Source organism: Jatrophihabitans sp. (assembly GCA_036389035.1).
Lineage (GTDB): Bacteria > Actinomycetota > Actinomycetes > Mycobacteriales > Jatrophihabitantaceae > Jatrophihabitans_A.
Genome location: DASVQQ010000017.1, coordinates 1 through 16,367 on the forward strand (window position 1 = coordinate 1; position 16,367 = coordinate 16,367).

Sequence of the window (16,367 nt, forward strand, 5' to 3'; positions counted from 1 at the left end):
TCGCCCCCCGTGGCCTCCCGCAGGGTCCCGCCGGCCCCGTCCGGTGACGTGCTGGAACGCCCTCCCTGGAGGGTCCCGCCGCCAGCCCGGTGACGTGCTGGAACGGCCACCCTTCAGGGTCCCGCGCCGAGCCTGCGAGGCGTGGGGGGAGGGGTGGTCCTTCAGGTGCCGATCGTGCTGGTCGGCACCTGCGCGGGGTCGATCTCGGGCTCCGACGCGCGGCTGACCGAGATCCGCGCGATCCGCCGTCCGTCGAGCTCGAGGACCGTCAGCGTGCGCCCCTCGGCCTCGACGCTGTCGCCGACGACGGGCAGCCGGCCCAGCTCGGCCAGCACGTACCCGGCCACGGTCTCGTAGGGGCCCTCGGGCAGCTGCAGCCCGGTCACCTCGCGGAAGTCGTCGAGGTTGAGCAGCCCGTCGACCTCGTGCGGGCCGTCCGGGCGCTCCTCCCCCGCGCCGGCGACGTCCTCGTCGTACTCGTCGTAGATCTCCCCGATGACCTCCTCGATGAGGTCCTCGAGGGTGACGATGCCGTCGGTGCCGCCGTACTCGTCGACGACGATCGCGAGGTGGTGGTTCTCCCGCCGCATCTCCGACAGGGCGGTGAGGACGCCGGCGGTGCCCGGGAGCCGCTTGACGTCACGGACCAGGTCGCCGACGGTCGCGGCGCGCCCGGCCGGGTGGTTGGGCAGGAGCAGGTCGCGCACGTGCACGAAGCCCAGGACGTCGTCCTCGTCACGGCCGACGACCGGGTAGCGCGAGTGGCTGGAGTCGGAGACCTGCTTGGCCGCGCGGCTCGCGGTCATCGACGCGTCGAGGAAGTCGACCTCGGTGCGCGGCGTCATGACCTCGCGGACCTCGCGGTCGCCGGCCCGGAAGACCTCGCCGATGAGCCGGCGCTCGTCGGAGGTCAGCGACTCGTGCGCGGTCACGAGGTCGCGCAGCTCCTCCTGGCTGATCGACTCGCCGCTGGCCGCGGGGTCGCCGCCGAGCAGCCGGACCAGCACGTTCGTCGACTTCGACAGCAACCAGATGACCGGGCGGGAGAGCTTGGCGATCGCGTTGAGGGGTGCGGCGACCAGCAGGGAGAAGCCCTCGGCCCGCTGCAGCGCCAGGCGCTTGGGGGTCAGCTCGCCGACCACGAGGGACAGGTAGCTGATCGCGATGGTGACCAGCACGAGGGCCAGCGTGCCGGCGAGACCCTCCCGCACGCCCAGGCCGACCAGCCAGTCGGCGAACGGCCGGGAGAGGGTGCTGGCACCGAACGCGGCGGAGAAGAAGCCGGCCAGGGTCACCCCGACCTGGACGGCGGCGAGGAAGCGGTTGGGGTCGCTGAGCAGGCGCTGCACGGCCTTGCCGCGCCGTCCGCCGTTCTCGCCCATCGCCCGCACCTGGGACTCGCGGAGCGAGACGAGCGCGATCTCCGCCCCCGAGAAGGCGCCGCCGATCAGGACGAAGACGACGACCATCACGATGTTGAGCCAGACGTCGCTCACCGGCGGCGTGCTCCTGTCGAAGGGGGCAGTGGGACGACGTCCATGCTGCCCGCTCGTCCTCCCCAGGGCACCACCCGAGCGGGGTCGGCCCGCCCACAGTGACCTCAACCACTGCCCACTGCCGATCACGCTCTGCGTACGGCTACTCTTGCCAGAGTAACGATTCGTGATCTAGCACCTGGTGAGGGCCACCACTCGTGCACCACATGCAGGCGGGTCCGCCGCTCTCTTCCCGCATCGCCGCAGCACTCTCCCGGTGGGCTCGCCTCCTCCGGCTCCCGCGCCTGGTGCCCCTGCTCCTGGTGGTCGGCGCCGTCGCCGTCGTGACGGTCGGGGCGCCCATGGTGTCCGGCGCCGTGACCAGCTTCACCGACCCGGTGGCGCTCGAGTCGATCCCGACGCCCACCGGCACCGTCCCCGACGCGGTCGGCTCGGGCGGGTCGTCGTCCTCCGGCGGGTCGGTGGACGACCCGCTCGTGCGGATGGGCGTCGACGGCGACCCGGCGCCGCAGACCTCGGCCGCGGCGCCCGCCGCTCCGTCGTCGGTCGAGGCGCCGTCCCCGGTGAGCCCGTCGGCTCCCGCGACCGGGTCCGCGGCGGCCGAGGCGTCGGAGGCCGCCGTCCCCGTCGAGGAGCCGGCGGCCGAGTCCGAGGCCGAGGCCGAGGCGCCCGCCGTCGACGCGGAGACCGAACCGGCGCCGGTGGCCCGGGCCGCCGTCCCCGCGGACCCCACCGCGGAGGCCGCGGTGCTCGCGCTGGTCAACGAGGCCCGGGTCGACGCCGGCTGCGGTGCCCTGACCGCCGACCCGGCGCTGGCCGCGGTGGCGCGAGCGCACAGCGCGGACATGCGCGACCGCGACTACTTCTCGCACACCAGCCCGGAGGGTCTGTCCCCCTTCGACCGGGCCGAGCGGGCCGGCATCGACTACTCGCGGGCGGAGAACATCGCCTTCGGCCAGGCCGACGCGACCGCGGTGATGGAGGCCTGGCTGGAGAGCCCGGGCCACCGCGCGAACATCCTCGACTGCGAGCTGACGAAGCTCGGTGTGGGCGTCGCCGAGGGTCCCGGCGGCCCCTGGTGGACCCAGCTCTTCGGCGTCTGACGGAGGACCCCCTGCCCCCGCCACTTGCAGGCTCGCGGCGGGACCCTGCAGGGGGCCGCTGCAGGGGTCGGAGGTGGGTGTCCGCCGAACGGGTGTTCCGCCGCCCGGCCGACTCCGTCGATCCGGTAGACAGCAGACCGTTGCCGCGCTCGCGGAGGCGGCCTGGCCCGACGGACGGAGACACGATGAGCATCGCCTCGAGGACGGACACGCAGGCGACCGAGGTGCACGCCGCCGACCGCCACGACCTGATCCGGGTGATCGGCGCGCGCGTGAACAACCTCAAGGACGTCAGCGTCGAGATCCCGAAGCGCCGGCTGACCGTGTTCACCGGGGTGTCCGGGTCGGGCAAGAGCTCGCTGGTGTTCGGCACCATCGCCGCCGAGTCGCTGCGGCTCATCAACGAGACCTACAGCGCCTTCGTGCAGGGCTTCATGCCGACGCTGGCCCGGCCCGACGTCGACGTGCTCGAAGGGTTGACGACCGCGATCATCGTCGACCAGCAGCGGATGGGCGCCGATCCCCGCTCCACGGTCGGCACCGCCACCGACGCCAACGCGATGCTGCGCATCCTCTTCAGCCGCCTCGGCACACCGCACATCGGCTCGCCGCAGGCGTTCTCTTTCAATGTCGCCTCGATCAGCGGAGCGGGCGCAGTCACCATCGAGCGTGGCGGGCAGAGCGTGAAGGAGCGTCGTAGCTTCAGCATCACCGGCGGGATGTGCCCGCGCTGCGAGGGCCGGGGCTCGGTGACCGACATCGACCTGTCCGCGCTGTACGACGACAGCAAGTCCCTCAACGAGGGCGCGCTCACCATCCCCGGATACAGCATGGACGGGTGGTACGGCCGCATCTTCACCGGCTGCGGCTTCTTCGACCCGGACAAGCCGATCCGCAAGTTCACCAAGCGGGAGCTCAACGACCTGCTGCACAAGGAGCCGACCAAGATCAAGGTCGACGGCATCAACCTGACCTACGAAGGGCTGATCCCGAAGATTCAGAAGTCCATTCTGTCCAAGGACGTCGACGCCCTGCAGCCGCACCTGCGCGCGTTCGTGGAGCGGGCGGTGACCTTCATGACGTGCCCGGAGTGCGGCGGCACCCGGCTGTCCGAGGCGGCCCGGTCCTCGAAGATCGACGGGATCAGCATCGCCGACGCCTGCGCGATGCAGGTCAGCGACCTGGCCGGGTGGGTCCGCGGCCTCGACGAGCCGTCGGTGGCGCCGCTGCTGACGACGCTGACCGAGACCCTCGACGCGTTCGTCGAGATCGGGCTGGGCTACCTCTCACTCGACCGGCCGTCGGGCACGCTGTCGGGCGGCGAGGCGCAACGCGTCAAGATGGTCCGGCACCTCGGCTCCTCGCTCACCGACGTCACCTACGTCTTCGACGAGCCCACCACCGGGTTGCATCCCCACGACATCCAGCGGATGAACGACCTGCTGCTGCGCTTGCGCGACAAGGGCAACACGGTGCTGGTCGTGGAGCACGAGCCGGAGACGATCGCGATCGCCGATCACGTCGTCGACCTAGGCCCCGGCGCCGGCACGGCGGGCGGCGTCGTCTGCTTCGAGGGGACCGTCAAGGGCCTGCGGGACAGCGGCACCATCACCGGCCGGCATCTGGAGGACCGGACCACCCTCAAGAAGACGGTGCGCACGCCCACCGGCACGCTGGAGATCCGCGGCGCGGCGGCGCACAACCTGCGCGACGTCGACGTCGACATCCCGCTCGGGGTGCTGGTCGTCGTCACCGGCGTCGCCGGCTCCGGCAAGAGCTCGCTCGTGCACGGGTCGATCCCGGCCGGCGCGGGCGTGGTGTCGATGGACCAGGGCGCGATCCGCGGCTCGCGGCGCAGCAATCCGGCGACGTACACCGGACTGCTCGAGCCGATCCGCAAGGCTTTCGCCAAGGCCAACGGCGTGAAGCCGGCGCTGTTCAGCTTCAACTCCGAGGGCGCCTGCCCCAACTGCAACGGCATCGGCGTCATCTACACCGATCTGGCGATGATGGCCGGTGTCGCCACCACGTGCGAGGTGTGCGAGGGAAAGCGGTTCGAGGCCTCGGTGCTGGAATACCGCCTTGGTGGCAAGGACATCAGCGAGGTGCTGGCCATGTCGGTGACCGAGGCCGAGCAGTTCTTCGGCGCAGGCGAGGCGCGCACGCCGGCCGCGCACGCCGTCCTCGAGCGGCTGGCCGACGTCGGGCTCGGCTACCTCAGCCTCGGTCAGCCCCTCACCACACTGTCCGGCGGCGAGCGGCAACGGCTCAAGCTGGCCACCCACATGGGGGAGCGGGGCGGTGTCTACGTCCTGGACGAGCCGACCACCGGCCTGCACCTCGCCGATGTGGAGCAGTTGCTCGGCCTGCTGGACCGGCTGGTCGAGGACGGCAAGTCAGTCATCGTCATCGAGCATCACCAGGCGGTGATGGCCCACGCCGACTGGATCATCGACCTCGGTCCGGGCGCCGGCCACGACGGCGGCCAGATCGTCTTCGAAGGCACGCCGGGCGACCTCGTCGCCGACCGCTCGACGCTGACGGGGGAGCACCTCGCGGCCTATGTGGGCGCCGCCTGACCGTGGCCGTTCGGCCGGCAAAGCCATGGCTTCCCGCCCTCTGCCAGCTGCTGGCCGTCTGCCCGTCAACCATTTGCCTGCACCAGGTGTCATGTAGTTGTAATCGGGTCGCGGGCCTAAGTTGTGGCCCTTTCCTGCAGGCGGTGTCTCCTAGGGGTGTGCGATGCGCGTTGCTCTCGCGGCTGTGGCCGTTAGCCTTGTCCTTCCGGTGCTGGCCACACCTGGCGATGCGGTGGCCGCGCTGGTCATGCCGACAGCCGCTGCGACCGCCGCGGGGTCGGCGGTGAGCCAGTCGCCGGGAACCTATCGACCGCTGAATCCGACCCGGATATTCGACACTCGACCCTCCAACCCGATTGCGCCGGGTGTCACCGTTCGGATGCAGGTCCAAGGCGTGGCAGGCCTGCCGGCGTCCGGCATCTCGGCCGTGACGGTCACGCTGAGCATGCCGACACCGGCCGCGGCGGGTTCCATCTCGGTGTTTCCATCAGGCACCGCCTGGTCGGGCGCCGCCACCATCAGCTTCGCCGCTGCCAGCACTCAGCAGAACACCGTCACCGCCAAGCTCGGCGGCGACGGGGCGATCTCGGTGCGCAACAACACCGCGTCGGCGTTGCAGCTGGTGGCCGACGTGGTGGGCTATTACACCGTCGGCCCGGCCGTGCCCGGCGGATTTCAGCCGGTGTCACTGCAGCGCCTGTTCGACACCCGGGCAGCCGGATCGCAACCGCTGGCAGCCGGTGCCACGGCCACCGTGCAGGTGGCCGGGCGGGGCGCCATCCCGGCGTCGAACGTGAGCGCCGGCGTGGTCAACCTGACCGTGCTGAGCCCCGCTGCCACCGGCTCGGTTTCGGTCTTCCCGGCCGGCGCCAGCTGGGACGGCTCGACGACGGCCAGCTTCGCCACCGGCCAGACCGAGCAGAGCATGCTGACCGCGCAGCTCGGCGGCAACGGGGCATTCTCGGTGCGCAACAACACCGGGACCGCGCTGCACCTGGTCGTCGACCTCGCCGGTTACTACGTCGCCGGATCACCGCTGGCCACCGGCGGTTACCTGCCGATGACCCGGGACCGGATCTTCGACAGCCGGACCTGGGACGACGACGAGTTCTCCGGGCCGTTCACAGCCGGCGGTCTGCGAACGGTGCCGACGCTGGGCGTCAACGTCCAATCCCCATACACCGGCCCGAAGACGCCGCACTGGGGGCTGCGAGCTGAGACGATTCTGCTCACCGTGGTGTCACCGAGCCAGTCCGGCTCCATTTCGGTGTTCGCCGGTGACCGCGCATTCGACGGCAAGGCGATGGTCAGCTTTCCGGCCGGCCGAACCGTCCAGCGACTGGTCACCGTCCGGATCCCGCCGGAAGGCACGATCCGTATTCGGAACAACAGCTCGGTCACGCTGTCGGTGATAGCGGACGTCGTGGGCTATTTCGCCGGCGTGCAGAACCGGTTGCACCTGACGACGAGCGCGCTGATCGACCCGGACAGGAATCTGACCGATGTCTCCTGCACCTCGGACAGCTTCTGCATGGCGGTTACCGGCAGCGGCCAGGCTTTCCGTTACGACGGCAGCAGTTGGAGCGCCGGGTTGGACCCGCAGGCTGGGGTAGTCGCGGTGTCGTGCACGAGCCCGACCTTCTGCATGGGCATAGGGCACGGGGGAGCTTCGGTGTCAACCTATGACGGCTCGCAATGGTCGGCGCCTGTCGTCGTCAACCCAGAGGACGACGACCTCCGGTCGATCTCCTGCGCCAGCGCCAGCTTCTGCGTGGCGATGAGCCATCACATCAGCTGGGCAACGGCATACGTCTTCAACGGCGCCGGTTGGGACACCGGCACGGCACTCAGCCAGGCAAAACCCACAGTGTCCTGCCCGACCGCCTCGTTCTGCGTGTCAACGGCGGGGGACTCGTCCGACTGGCTCCAGTGGGATGGTTCACACTGGTCGCGAATCGGCTCAGGTGCTTCGGCTCCCTACCCGGTCCCCGTCTCGTGCGTGTCCTCGACCTTCTGCCAGTCCGCGAGCATGCTGTCGTCCTCCGTCTGGGACGGCGTCGACTGGAGGCGTGCGCCAACACCTGTCAACCACTATCTGTCGAGCGTGTCGTGCCCGGCCGCCTTCGCCTGCGTCGTGGCCGATGAGAACCAGCTCAGCGTCTGGGACGGCGCCGAGTGGAGCATGCCGATAGCCAGCACCGACGTGTCCATCTTCGGATCCCACGTGTCCTGCCCGACGGTGGACTTCTGCATGGTGGTGGCCGGTCGAACCGCCTACCGGCTCAACAGCTGAGCCGGCGCGTGCCGACAAGCCGGCAAAGCCCGAGTTGGCGGCCGGCCCGCCGGTTGTCTACTGCGAGCGCCCCTCACAGGCGGATCGCCTGAGTACATAACGACCTCACCGGTCGTCCACCAGCCGGCCGGCGTTGACCTGCGACACCGCTCGCGCATGGCGGGGCACATTGTCGACCACGAGAGCGTCCGCACCCGCGTCGACCAGGATCTTCGCGCGACGCTCCGACGGGCACCACACGGCAAGCTCCCGGTCGGCGTCATGCACGAAGTCGACGACGCGTTGGACCGACGGGACGTCGTTGCGGCCGTTCATGGCGTTGCGCCACAGAGAGCCGGCGTGAACCGCCAACACCTGTACGTCGAGGTGAGCGGCCGCGGCCACCGCCTGGCCGATCGGGAAGTGCAGCCACGTGAGCAGCCCGAGCGGCAGGCTCGGCAGCTCCTCGCGCATGTGGCGCAGTGCTGCGGGATCGAAGGACAGTGCTACCGCCGCCCGGTCGCGCAGGGCCTCAGAGCACGTCCGAGCGAGCATGGCCGCCGTCGTCGACGTCGGGGAACGCCGGGCGTCGTGCATCGAGGACTTGACGTCGAACATGACGCCGACGGCGGGCGGCAGGACGTCGAGCAGCTCGGTGACGCGGACTGCGCCGTGCTCGACGGCCGTTCGCGCGGTGGCCTCGCCGAGGAGCACGCCCTTGGCGAGTGCGGAGTCGTGCAGGACGAACAGCTGATCGTCAGCCGTGCGGCCGACATCGGCCTCCACCCAGTCAACCCCGGTGGCGACGGCGGCCAGGAAGCTTTCGAGGGTGTTCTCCACATGACCGTCGACGACCCCCCTGCCCATTCCACGGTGCCCGACAAGGGACGGTTTCCCGGTGAAGACCCGTGACGTCACAAGAGCCCGTCGGTGGCCGACGCGGCGCGCGTCCGCACAAGACGGAGCGTGCGTGCGGCGAGCTCGTCGATGCTGATGCCGTCGAAGCCATGCACCGCGCTGCGGACCCGCACGTGTGTTGTGCCGACGAGCTCGACGGGAACGGCGCCGGCCGCGTGCAGGGCCCCGAAGACGCTGCCCACGGTCGCACCGTTCGAGTCGGTGTCACGCCCGCCCGAGAGGGTGATCCCGACGGCGTCGATGAAGTCGGAGCCCCACAGCAGCCCGATGGCGATGAGGGCGGCGTTGTTGACGGTGTGCACCCAGGGGTAGAAGCCGAGGGCCTCATCGACCCAGTCGAGCGCGGCGGTGTGACTCGCGCCGTCGAGGTGCAGGGCCAGGACGGCGTCGAGCGCGTGCGCGAGGCGCGACCGAGGCGGCAGGACCGCGTGCGCGAGCGTGAGCGCTTCGCGGGCGCTCGACACTGCGAGCGCCGACGCGACGAGCGCGGCCGCCCACATCTCGCCGTACTTGCCGTTCGCGGTGTGGCTCAGGCGGGCGTCCGCGAGTGCCATGCCCGCGGCTTCGGCTGGATCGCCCGGACAGACGTAGCCATAGGCGTCGCCGCGGATGAGCGCGCCGATCCACTCGCGATAGGGGTTGTCGTGCGTCGCCGTCGCGGGCGGGCTGAGCCCGTGGATCAAGTTGCGGTATGCCGCCCGCTCGGCGGTGTGGGTCTGCGTGAACGGCACGCGGTCCAGCCAGGCGGCCGCCACCTGCTCGGTGGTGAACTCGCGGCCGTGCGCCTCGAGGATGTGCAGGGCGAGGATCGTCCAGTCGAGGTCGTCGTCGCGTGGGACGTCGACGAACCGGCCGGCACAGGCGAGCGGCGCGCAGGGATGCAGCGCGGGCACTGCCTCGGGTAGCGGGTCGAGCAGCGGGAGGTAGCCCCGTAGCGGCCAATGGTCCACAGCTCGCAGGTAGATCTCCACCTGCGAGCGGGTCAGGCCCTCGATGGGCTTTCCCAAGGTGTTGCCGACCGCCCTGCCGAGCCACGCACCGCGCACTCGGCCGGGCAGCTCCTCCGCCGTGACGGCGACGGGCCGGGCGCTGCCCGCGATCTCCAGTAGAGCCCGGTCATCCTCGGGCTCTTCATGGCCCCAGTCCGCTGCGCGCTGCAGCTCGCCCAGGCGCGCGGACACCGCTGCCAAGCGGGGTAAGTCCTTCGCGGCAACCGCGTCGCGCGCGTCGGATTCGAGGACGCCCACGGGATACCCGCTGTGCGCGAGCTGCTCCGCCTCGTCGGGGATCAGATCGCGGGGATCGAGTACGTCGTGCACTGTCCGTCCTGACGTCGGCGTGGCGGTGCGTTGCTCAACCCTTCACGGCCCCGGAGAGGAAGCCTTGCGTCACATGCTTCTGGAGAGCGACGTAGAGCACCATGACGGGCAGGATCGTGATCAGCGTCCCCGCCGCGAGTGGCCCGATGTCGACCGAACGCCCCCCGAGGAAGAGGTAGAGCCCCGTCGTGAGCGGGCGGTACTGCGCGGTCGGCAGGTAGAGGAGGGGGACCAGGAAGTTGTTCCAGTTCTGCAGGAACGTGAAGACCGTGAGGGCGCCGACGCCGGGTAGGACCAGGGGCAGCATCACCCGCAGGAAGATCTGCAGCTCCGAAGCCCCGTCCAGACGCGCCGATTGGTCCAGCTCATTCGGCAGGTCGAGGAAGAAGGCGCGCATGAAGAACGTGCCGAACGCCAGCCCGGTGCTGGCAAGCACGAGATTCACCCCGAGCAGGGTGTCCAGCAGGCGCATCGACCGCAGCTGGAAGTACAGCGGGATCATGTAGGTGAAGAACGGAACCAGGAGCCCGAGAATCACGAGGTAGAAGGCGATGCCCCGCCCAGGGAAGGGCAGCCGCGCGAAGGCGTAGCCGCCCATCGTCGAGAGCACGACCACCAGGGCCGTGCTCGGCACGGTGAGCAGTAGCGAGTTCACGACGTACTTGCCGAACTCTCCGACCGTCCAGGCCGTGACGAGGTTCTCGGTGGAGAAGGACGAGAACAGCCCGAACGGGTTGACCTTGACGTCCTCGCTGGTCTTGAAGGCAGTGGAGACCGTCAGGACGAGCGGGAAGAGCACCAGTAGCGAGATCGCGATGAGCAGCACATGCCTGCCCACCATCCGCGAGCTGCGAGTCGCGTGTCTCATGCGCCCATCCCCTGCAGTGACAGCTTGCGCTGCAGCCGGTTCATCACGATCGCGAACGGCACGGCCATCACGGTGATGATCAGCGCGAGGGTGGTCCCGTAGCTGATCCGGTTCAGCTGGAACGCGCTTTTGTAGGCGTAGGTGCCGAGTACGTCGGTGGCGCCCGCCGGCCCGCCACCGGTCATGACGAAGATGATGTCGAAGACGCTGAAACCGCCGATCAACGTGAGGGTCGCGACCATGATGAACACCGGCATGATCTGCGGCAGGATCACGTAGCGCAGCCGCTGCGCGGCGTTGGCGCCGTCGAGGCGCGAGGCGTCGACAAGGTCGGCGTTCACGTTGCGGAGGGCGGCGAGGATGATCACGAAGACGAATCCCATGGCAGCCCAGATCGCCGTGCCGAGGACGGCGTAGAGAGCGGTCGAGGGGTTGCCGAGCCAGCCGGTCGTCCACGAGCCGAGCCCGACTGCCTCCAACGCGCGGTTCAGCCATCCACGCGAGGGTTCGTAGATCCAGCTCCACACGACGCCGATCGCCACCGGTGGCAGCACGTACGGGAGGAAGAACGCCATGCGGTACCACACGCTGCCACGCTCGAGCTTCCACACCAGCAGGGCGAGCCCGAGCCCCAGGACGAGCGGAGAGATGGTCCCGCCGACGATCCAGATCACGTTGTTCTTGAAGGCCGCCCACACGTCGGGATCCGCCGCGAGCTCGGTGAAGTTCGAGAAGCCGACCCAGGGCGGGCTGGGATCGAGACCGTCGAAATCGACGAACACGTAGTACACCGCGTTCATCATCGGGAACAGCAGGAAGACGGCCACCATGACCAGCAACGGCGTCACGAGGGCGATCCCCAGCCGGGCCTGAGCCTTGCGGGTGACTGGCGGAGCCTCGGACCGGATCGCGGGCTGCCGCCACCGCCGGCGTCGCACCCCAGGAGGAGCTGCGACGGCCGGCGCGCCGGTGGGTGCCTGAATCGTCACGTCGAGATCTCCGCGTCGGCCCGACGCTACTTCTTCGCTGCCTTCTCCATCGCGGCCGCCGCTGCCTCCGGCGTGCGCTGACCGGTCATCACGCCCTGCATCCCGTCGTACATCGCCTTGTTGACCGCGTCGCTCACCATCACGTCGATGTTGTGGCCGAAGTCGCCGCCTTCGGAGAACTTCGCGGTGTCCTGCAACACCTGGGCGAACAACGGGGAGACCTCCAGCCCCTCGGCCTTGATCGGCTGTGCGGGAATCGTGTGGAGGTTCTCGACCGTCCAGCGGCCGTGATCTTCCGAGGCGAGGAAGTTGAGGAACTGGATCGCCGCGTCCTTCTTCTTGGTCGTCGCCGAGACGAACGGGCCGGAACCGAGGCCGCCGGTGAAGATTCCCGGGCCGTCGGGCGCGGGGAAGGGGATGTAGCCGCTCTCGAACTTGGCGTTGTCGTCGATCTCACCGACCAACCAGCTGCCGGTCGGAATCATCGCGGCCTTGCCGGAGAAGTACAGCGACGTCGAGGTGTCGTAGTCGACGGAGGTCGGCGACTTCGGCAGCAGGCCCTTGTCGTTGAAGTCCTTCCACAGCCCGAACGCCGACACGACCTCGGGGGAGTTCCACGACTTCTCGCCGCCGAACATCGACTCCACGCTCTCGGACCCCACGTCACTGGACAGCGCCATGCTCAGCAGGTGGCCGCCCTCCCAGCCTTCCTTGTTGCCGACTGCCAAGGGGACCATGCCGCTCGCGCGCACCTTGTCGGCAGCCGCGCGCAGATCGTCCAGGCTCTTCGGCTCCTGGATACCGAGCTTGGTGAAGACGTCCTTGTTGTAGAACAGCCCGATGGTCTCCATCTCGCCGGGGATGCCGTACACCTTGCCGTTCGCGGTCACCCGCTCCTTGGCGAAGTCGTAGATCTTCCACCCGTGCTTGTCGTAGGCGTCGCTGATGTCGGCGACCAGTCCGGCTTCGATCAGCGCGCCGCCGAAGCTGGGGCCCGACCCCCAGTTGAAGACGTCCGGCCCTTCGCCCGAGCGCAGCTGCGTCTGAAGCACGGTCCGCATGGTGTCGAACGGCAGGGTGGTCGTCTCGACCTTGATCCCGGATTGCTTCTCGAAGGTCGCGACGTGATCCTTCAGCGCCTTGAGCGCGGCCGCGTCCTCGGGCTCCTCGATCAGCCAGCGGATCGAGGTCCCCTTGCCGGCCGGCGCGTCAGACTTGTCCTGAGTCGGTTCGATCGTCTGGCCGGTGCAGGCCGTGAGGAGCACACACGCGGCAGCTGCCGCGATCCTGGACGGTGACAGACGCATGGCCGGTCCCTTCGCTCGCGGTGCGCACGTGCTGGCCACGTGACGCGGCCACTTTTCACCGCGCAAGCATTAGTGTCAAGCGATAGGACGTCGACGCGCCGGGAATTGACTCTGGATCGCCGCAACCGCCGCGCCCCGTGCCCATTCGGTGAAGTTCATCCGGTCGATGATGGGCTCGATCGCGGCGCTGTCCCCGGCGGCGTGCTCCAGGCGGCCATCGCGCAAGCCGCCCGGCGCCACGTCTGCCAGGCCGACGCCCTCGCCAGAAACGATGATCCGCTCGACGCCGGTGAAGGCGGTGATCGCCGCGACGGTGCGACCGAGCGCGTGGGCGGCCTCCCGCACGACGCGCAGCGCCGCGGGGTCGCCGTCGCGGGCCAGCCTGAGCACCTGGTCGTAGGTCAGTCGCCGGCCGTGCGCCTGCGCGACGTGGGCCGTCATGGCGCCGGATGTGACGTAGGCGGTCAGGCAGCCGCGGTGACCTCGGGCGCACACGGGCCCGTAGGGGTCCACCGGCAGGTGACTCACCGGGCTGGCGCGTGTCGGCACCACCTGGTGGTCGATGACCAGGCCGTACCCGATCCCCGCGCCGACCGTCAGCAGCGCGAAGTGGGCATGCGTGCGGCCGTACCCGAACCACTGCTGAGCCATCGTGAGACCGATCACGTCGTTGGCCAGGTACAGCGGGACCGGCACTTCGCGCGCCAGCAGCGTGCGGAACGGCACGTCGCGCCAGTGCAGGTAAGGCGAGTCGGCCACCACCTCGCCGTTGTCGACCCTGCCGCCGACGGTCACGCCTACAGCGTCGACAGGGCGGCCGGCGCGCGCGGACAGGCGCGCGACGACTCCCGCGACGGCTCCGACGACCTCGGGCACCTCGAGCGACGGTTCTGCGACGGTCTCGACCGCGAGGATCTGAGCGCGCAGGTCGGTGACGACCGCGTAGATCGAGTCGGTCGTCAGCTTGACCCCGATGAAGCGATAGTCGTCGGCGACCACGTCGAGCGGGAGCGACGACCTTCCCCTGCCGGGCGTGCGGATGGCGCCGCTCTCGACCAGCACCCCGGTGTCGAGCAGTGGCCGGACGATGCGCGTCAGGGTGGCGGGGGACAGCCCCATTTTCTTGGCCAGCTGGCTGCGCGACTGGGCTCCGTTGACGAGCACGTCGACAGCGACCGTCCGAGCGGCCGGGCGCAGCTCCACGTGTGCCTCCTTCCGTCCCGTCCCCGCACCGGAATCGACCGGCAGCGGGCTCGATCGCGCCGTGGACCTGTGCCATGCTGTGCCGGATTAATTTCGTACTGAAACCTACTCGGCCAAGAGGACAGCATCATGAGGGTGCCCGCAACGACTCGCGACGAGTCGGTCCTGGTGCTGACCGGAGGTTCGACGTCGGTCGCGGTCGACGTCACGGGCGGGGTCCCGCGGGTCCTTCACTGGGGGCCGCGTCTGGAGCGCACTTCGTCGGACTCCGAGTTCCTCGCGGGTCTGACCGAGGACCAGCACGCGGCCGACGCGCTCACCGGGAGCCGGCGGCTGCCCGCCGTCCTGCCGGAGCAGTCGGCGGGTTGGATGGGGACACCCGGCCTCGACGGGCACCGTGACGGCACGACGTTCACGACACGTTTCACCAGCAGCGGGCACGAGCTCGCGGGGGAGCCCGATCGTGGACAGGTCCTGACCACGCGGGCCGTGGAATCCGACGCCGGGCTGGCGCTGACGACGTCGATCGAGCTGTCCGGCAACGGCGTGCTGCGCCTGCGCGCGTCGATCACCAACACCGCCGCGACGGGGGCCTACACCGTGAACGGCCTGCGGATGGTGCTGCCCGTGCCGTCCGAAGCCCGCGAGATCCTCGACTTCACCGGGCGCCACCTGCGCGAGCGCACACCGCAGCGGCACGCGATGCGCGTGGGCACCCACCTGCGCGAGGGACGACGGGGCCGCACCGGCTCCGACGCCGCCTTCGTCCTCGCTGCGGGCTCGTCCGGCTTCGGTTTCGGCCACGGTGAGGTGTGGGCTGTCCACACGGCCTGGAGCGGCAACCACGCGACGTTCGCAGAGCTGGGGCTCAGCGGCGTCGCGGTGCTCGGCGGCGGCGAGCTGCTGCTGCCCGGTGAGGTGATCCTCGCCCCGGGTGAGACCTACCCGACGCCCTGGCTCTACGGCGCGTACGGCACCGGCCTGGACGCCGTCGCCGCGGCGTTCCACACCGAGCTGCGCTCGCGCGCGACCCACCCCGCGTCACCGCGTCCCGTCGTGCTGAACACGTGGGAGGCCGTCTACTTCGACCACGACCTCGAGGCGCTCGAGCAGCTTGCCAAGCTCGGGGCGCAGGTAGGCGCCGAACGCTTCGTCCTCGACGACGGGTGGTTCCTCGGGCGGCGCGACGACAATGCCGGGCTGGGTGACTGGCGCGTCGACCCCGAGGTCTGGCCCGCCGGGCTGGCGCCGCTGGTGCAGGCGGTGCGGGGCTTCGGTATGGAGTTCGGGCTGTGGTTCGAACCGGAGATGGTGAACGAGGACTCCGAGGTCGCACGCGAGCATCCGGAGTGGATCCTGGCGTCGGGGGAGCGGTTGCCGCTCGCGGGCCGCCATCAGCAGGTCCTCAACCTCACCGTGCCCGAAGCCTTCTCCTACGTCCTCGAAGCGATGAGCGCGCTGATCCAGGAGCACTCCATCGACTATGTGAAGTGGGATCACAACCGCGACCTCGCCGAGGCGGGCGACCGCAGGACGGGTGAACCCCGGGTGCACGCCCAGACGCTGGCGGCGTACGCCCTGATGGACGAGCTTCGGCGCCGGCACCCGGGGCTCGAGATCGAGTCCTGCTCCTCTGGCGGGGGTCGCGTCGACCTCGAGGTGCTGCAGCGGACGGACCGGGTCTGGGCCAGTGACTGCATAGACGCGCTCGAACGTCAGCGAATCCAGCGTTGGACGGGGCAACTGCTCCCGCCGGAGCTCATCGGCAGCCACGTCGGCGCCCCCACCGCGCACACCACGCGCCGTACGCACTCGCTGGCCTTCCGCGCCGCAACGGCGCTGTTCGGGCACTTCGGGATCGAGTGGGACCTGCGCCGCGCGTCCGCCGACGAGCTCGAAGAGCTGACCGCCTGGGTGTCGCTCTACAAGCAGGAGCGCGAGCTCATCTCCACCGGCACGGTCGTGAGGTGTGACTACCCCGACGAGGCGTACTGGGCGCACGGTGTCGTCAGCCCTGACAGGTCCCGCGCGCTGTTCGCCTTCGTCGCCATGGACAGCTGTGTCGCGGCGCAGCCGGGCCGGATGCGCTTGCCGGGCCTGGACCCCCGTCGCGGGTACCGGGTCGAGCCGATCGAGCTGTCGGCGGGTTCGATGGTGCGCTCGCGCAGCGGCTTTCCATCATGGTGGAACAGGCCTCCCGTGGTGGCCGGGCGACTCCTTCAGGACGTAGGGCTGCAGGCGCCGATGTTGTACCCGGAGCAGGCGCTGCTCTTCCGCCTGGTCGACGACGCCACCGACTCGCGGGGGCGGTGA

At 69.9% G+C, this 16,367-nt stretch carries 11 protein-coding genes; 4 read left to right on the forward strand and 7 right to left on the reverse strand.

Translation table 11 applies throughout. The features are described 5' to 3' along the window. Positions 1-161 precede the first annotated feature (161 nt). A complete protein-coding gene (locus tag VF557_11850; protein ID HEX8080898.1) occupies positions 162-1,496 on the reverse strand; it encodes a hemolysin family protein in 1,335 nt (444 codons plus the stop codon). Positions 1,497-1,783: 287 nt separating this feature from the next. Here VF557_11850 and VF557_11855 point away from each other — a divergent pair, with 287 nt between their 5' ends. From VF557_11855 to VF557_11865, 3 genes are all read left to right on the forward strand, one after another. After that, positions 1,784-2,599 carry a CAP domain-containing protein gene (locus VF557_11855; protein ID HEX8080899.1) on the forward strand — a complete coding sequence of 272 codons (816 nt, stop codon included), beginning with the start codon at positions 1,784-1,786 and terminating at the stop codon, positions 2,597-2,599. A 185-nt stretch (positions 2,600-2,784) separates the two neighbouring features. Beyond that, a complete protein-coding gene (locus VF557_11860) occupies positions 2,785-5,178 on the forward strand; it encodes an excinuclease ABC subunit UvrA (protein ID HEX8080900.1) in 2,394 nt (797 codons plus the stop codon). A 394-nt stretch (positions 5,179-5,572) separates the two neighbouring features. Next, positions 5,573-7,471: a hypothetical protein gene (locus VF557_11865; protein HEX8080901.1), complete on the forward strand. Its 1,899-nt coding sequence runs from the start codon at positions 5,573-5,575 to the stop codon at positions 7,469-7,471. 105 nt (positions 7,472-7,576) lie between these two features. Here the strand turns inward: VF557_11865 and VF557_11870 are convergent, their stop codons facing one another. From VF557_11870 to VF557_11895, 6 genes are all read right to left on the reverse strand, one after another. Further along, the gene (locus tag VF557_11870) at positions 7,577-8,317 is read right to left on the reverse strand and encodes a glycerophosphodiester phosphodiesterase (GenBank protein HEX8080902.1); all 741 of its coding nucleotides are present in this window, start codon (positions 8,315-8,317) and stop codon (positions 7,577-7,579) included. Between the two features lie 47 nt (positions 8,318-8,364). Then, on the reverse strand, positions 8,365-9,687 hold the full coding sequence (locus VF557_11875; protein ID HEX8080903.1) for an ADP-ribosylglycohydrolase family protein: 1,323 nt from the start codon (positions 9,685-9,687) through the stop codon (positions 8,365-8,367). 34 nt (positions 9,688-9,721) lie between these two features. Then, a complete protein-coding gene (locus VF557_11880; GenBank protein HEX8080904.1) occupies positions 9,722-10,513 on the reverse strand; it encodes a carbohydrate ABC transporter permease in 792 nt (263 codons plus the stop codon). A gap of 38 nt (positions 10,514-10,551) precedes the next feature. Continuing rightward, positions 10,552-11,346, reverse strand: a complete 795-nt coding sequence (locus tag VF557_11885) for a sugar ABC transporter permease (protein HEX8080905.1) — start codon at positions 11,344-11,346, stop codon at positions 10,552-10,554. Positions 11,347-11,570: 224 nt separating this feature from the next. Next, complete coding sequence (locus VF557_11890; GenBank protein HEX8080906.1) at positions 11,571-12,851, reverse strand: extracellular solute-binding protein; 1,281 nt, start codon at positions 12,849-12,851, stop codon at positions 11,571-11,573. A gap of 75 nt (positions 12,852-12,926) precedes the next feature. Continuing rightward, positions 12,927-14,054 (reverse strand): ROK family transcriptional regulator, encoded by a 1,128-nt coding sequence (locus VF557_11895; protein ID HEX8080907.1) that lies wholly within the window; start codon positions 14,052-14,054, stop codon positions 12,927-12,929. Positions 14,055-14,183: 129 nt separating this feature from the next. On the opposite strand from VF557_11895, the gene VF557_11900 reads away from it, so the two are divergent. Further along, complete coding sequence (locus tag VF557_11900) at positions 14,184-16,367, forward strand: alpha-galactosidase (protein HEX8080908.1); 2,184 nt, start codon at positions 14,184-14,186, stop codon at positions 16,365-16,367.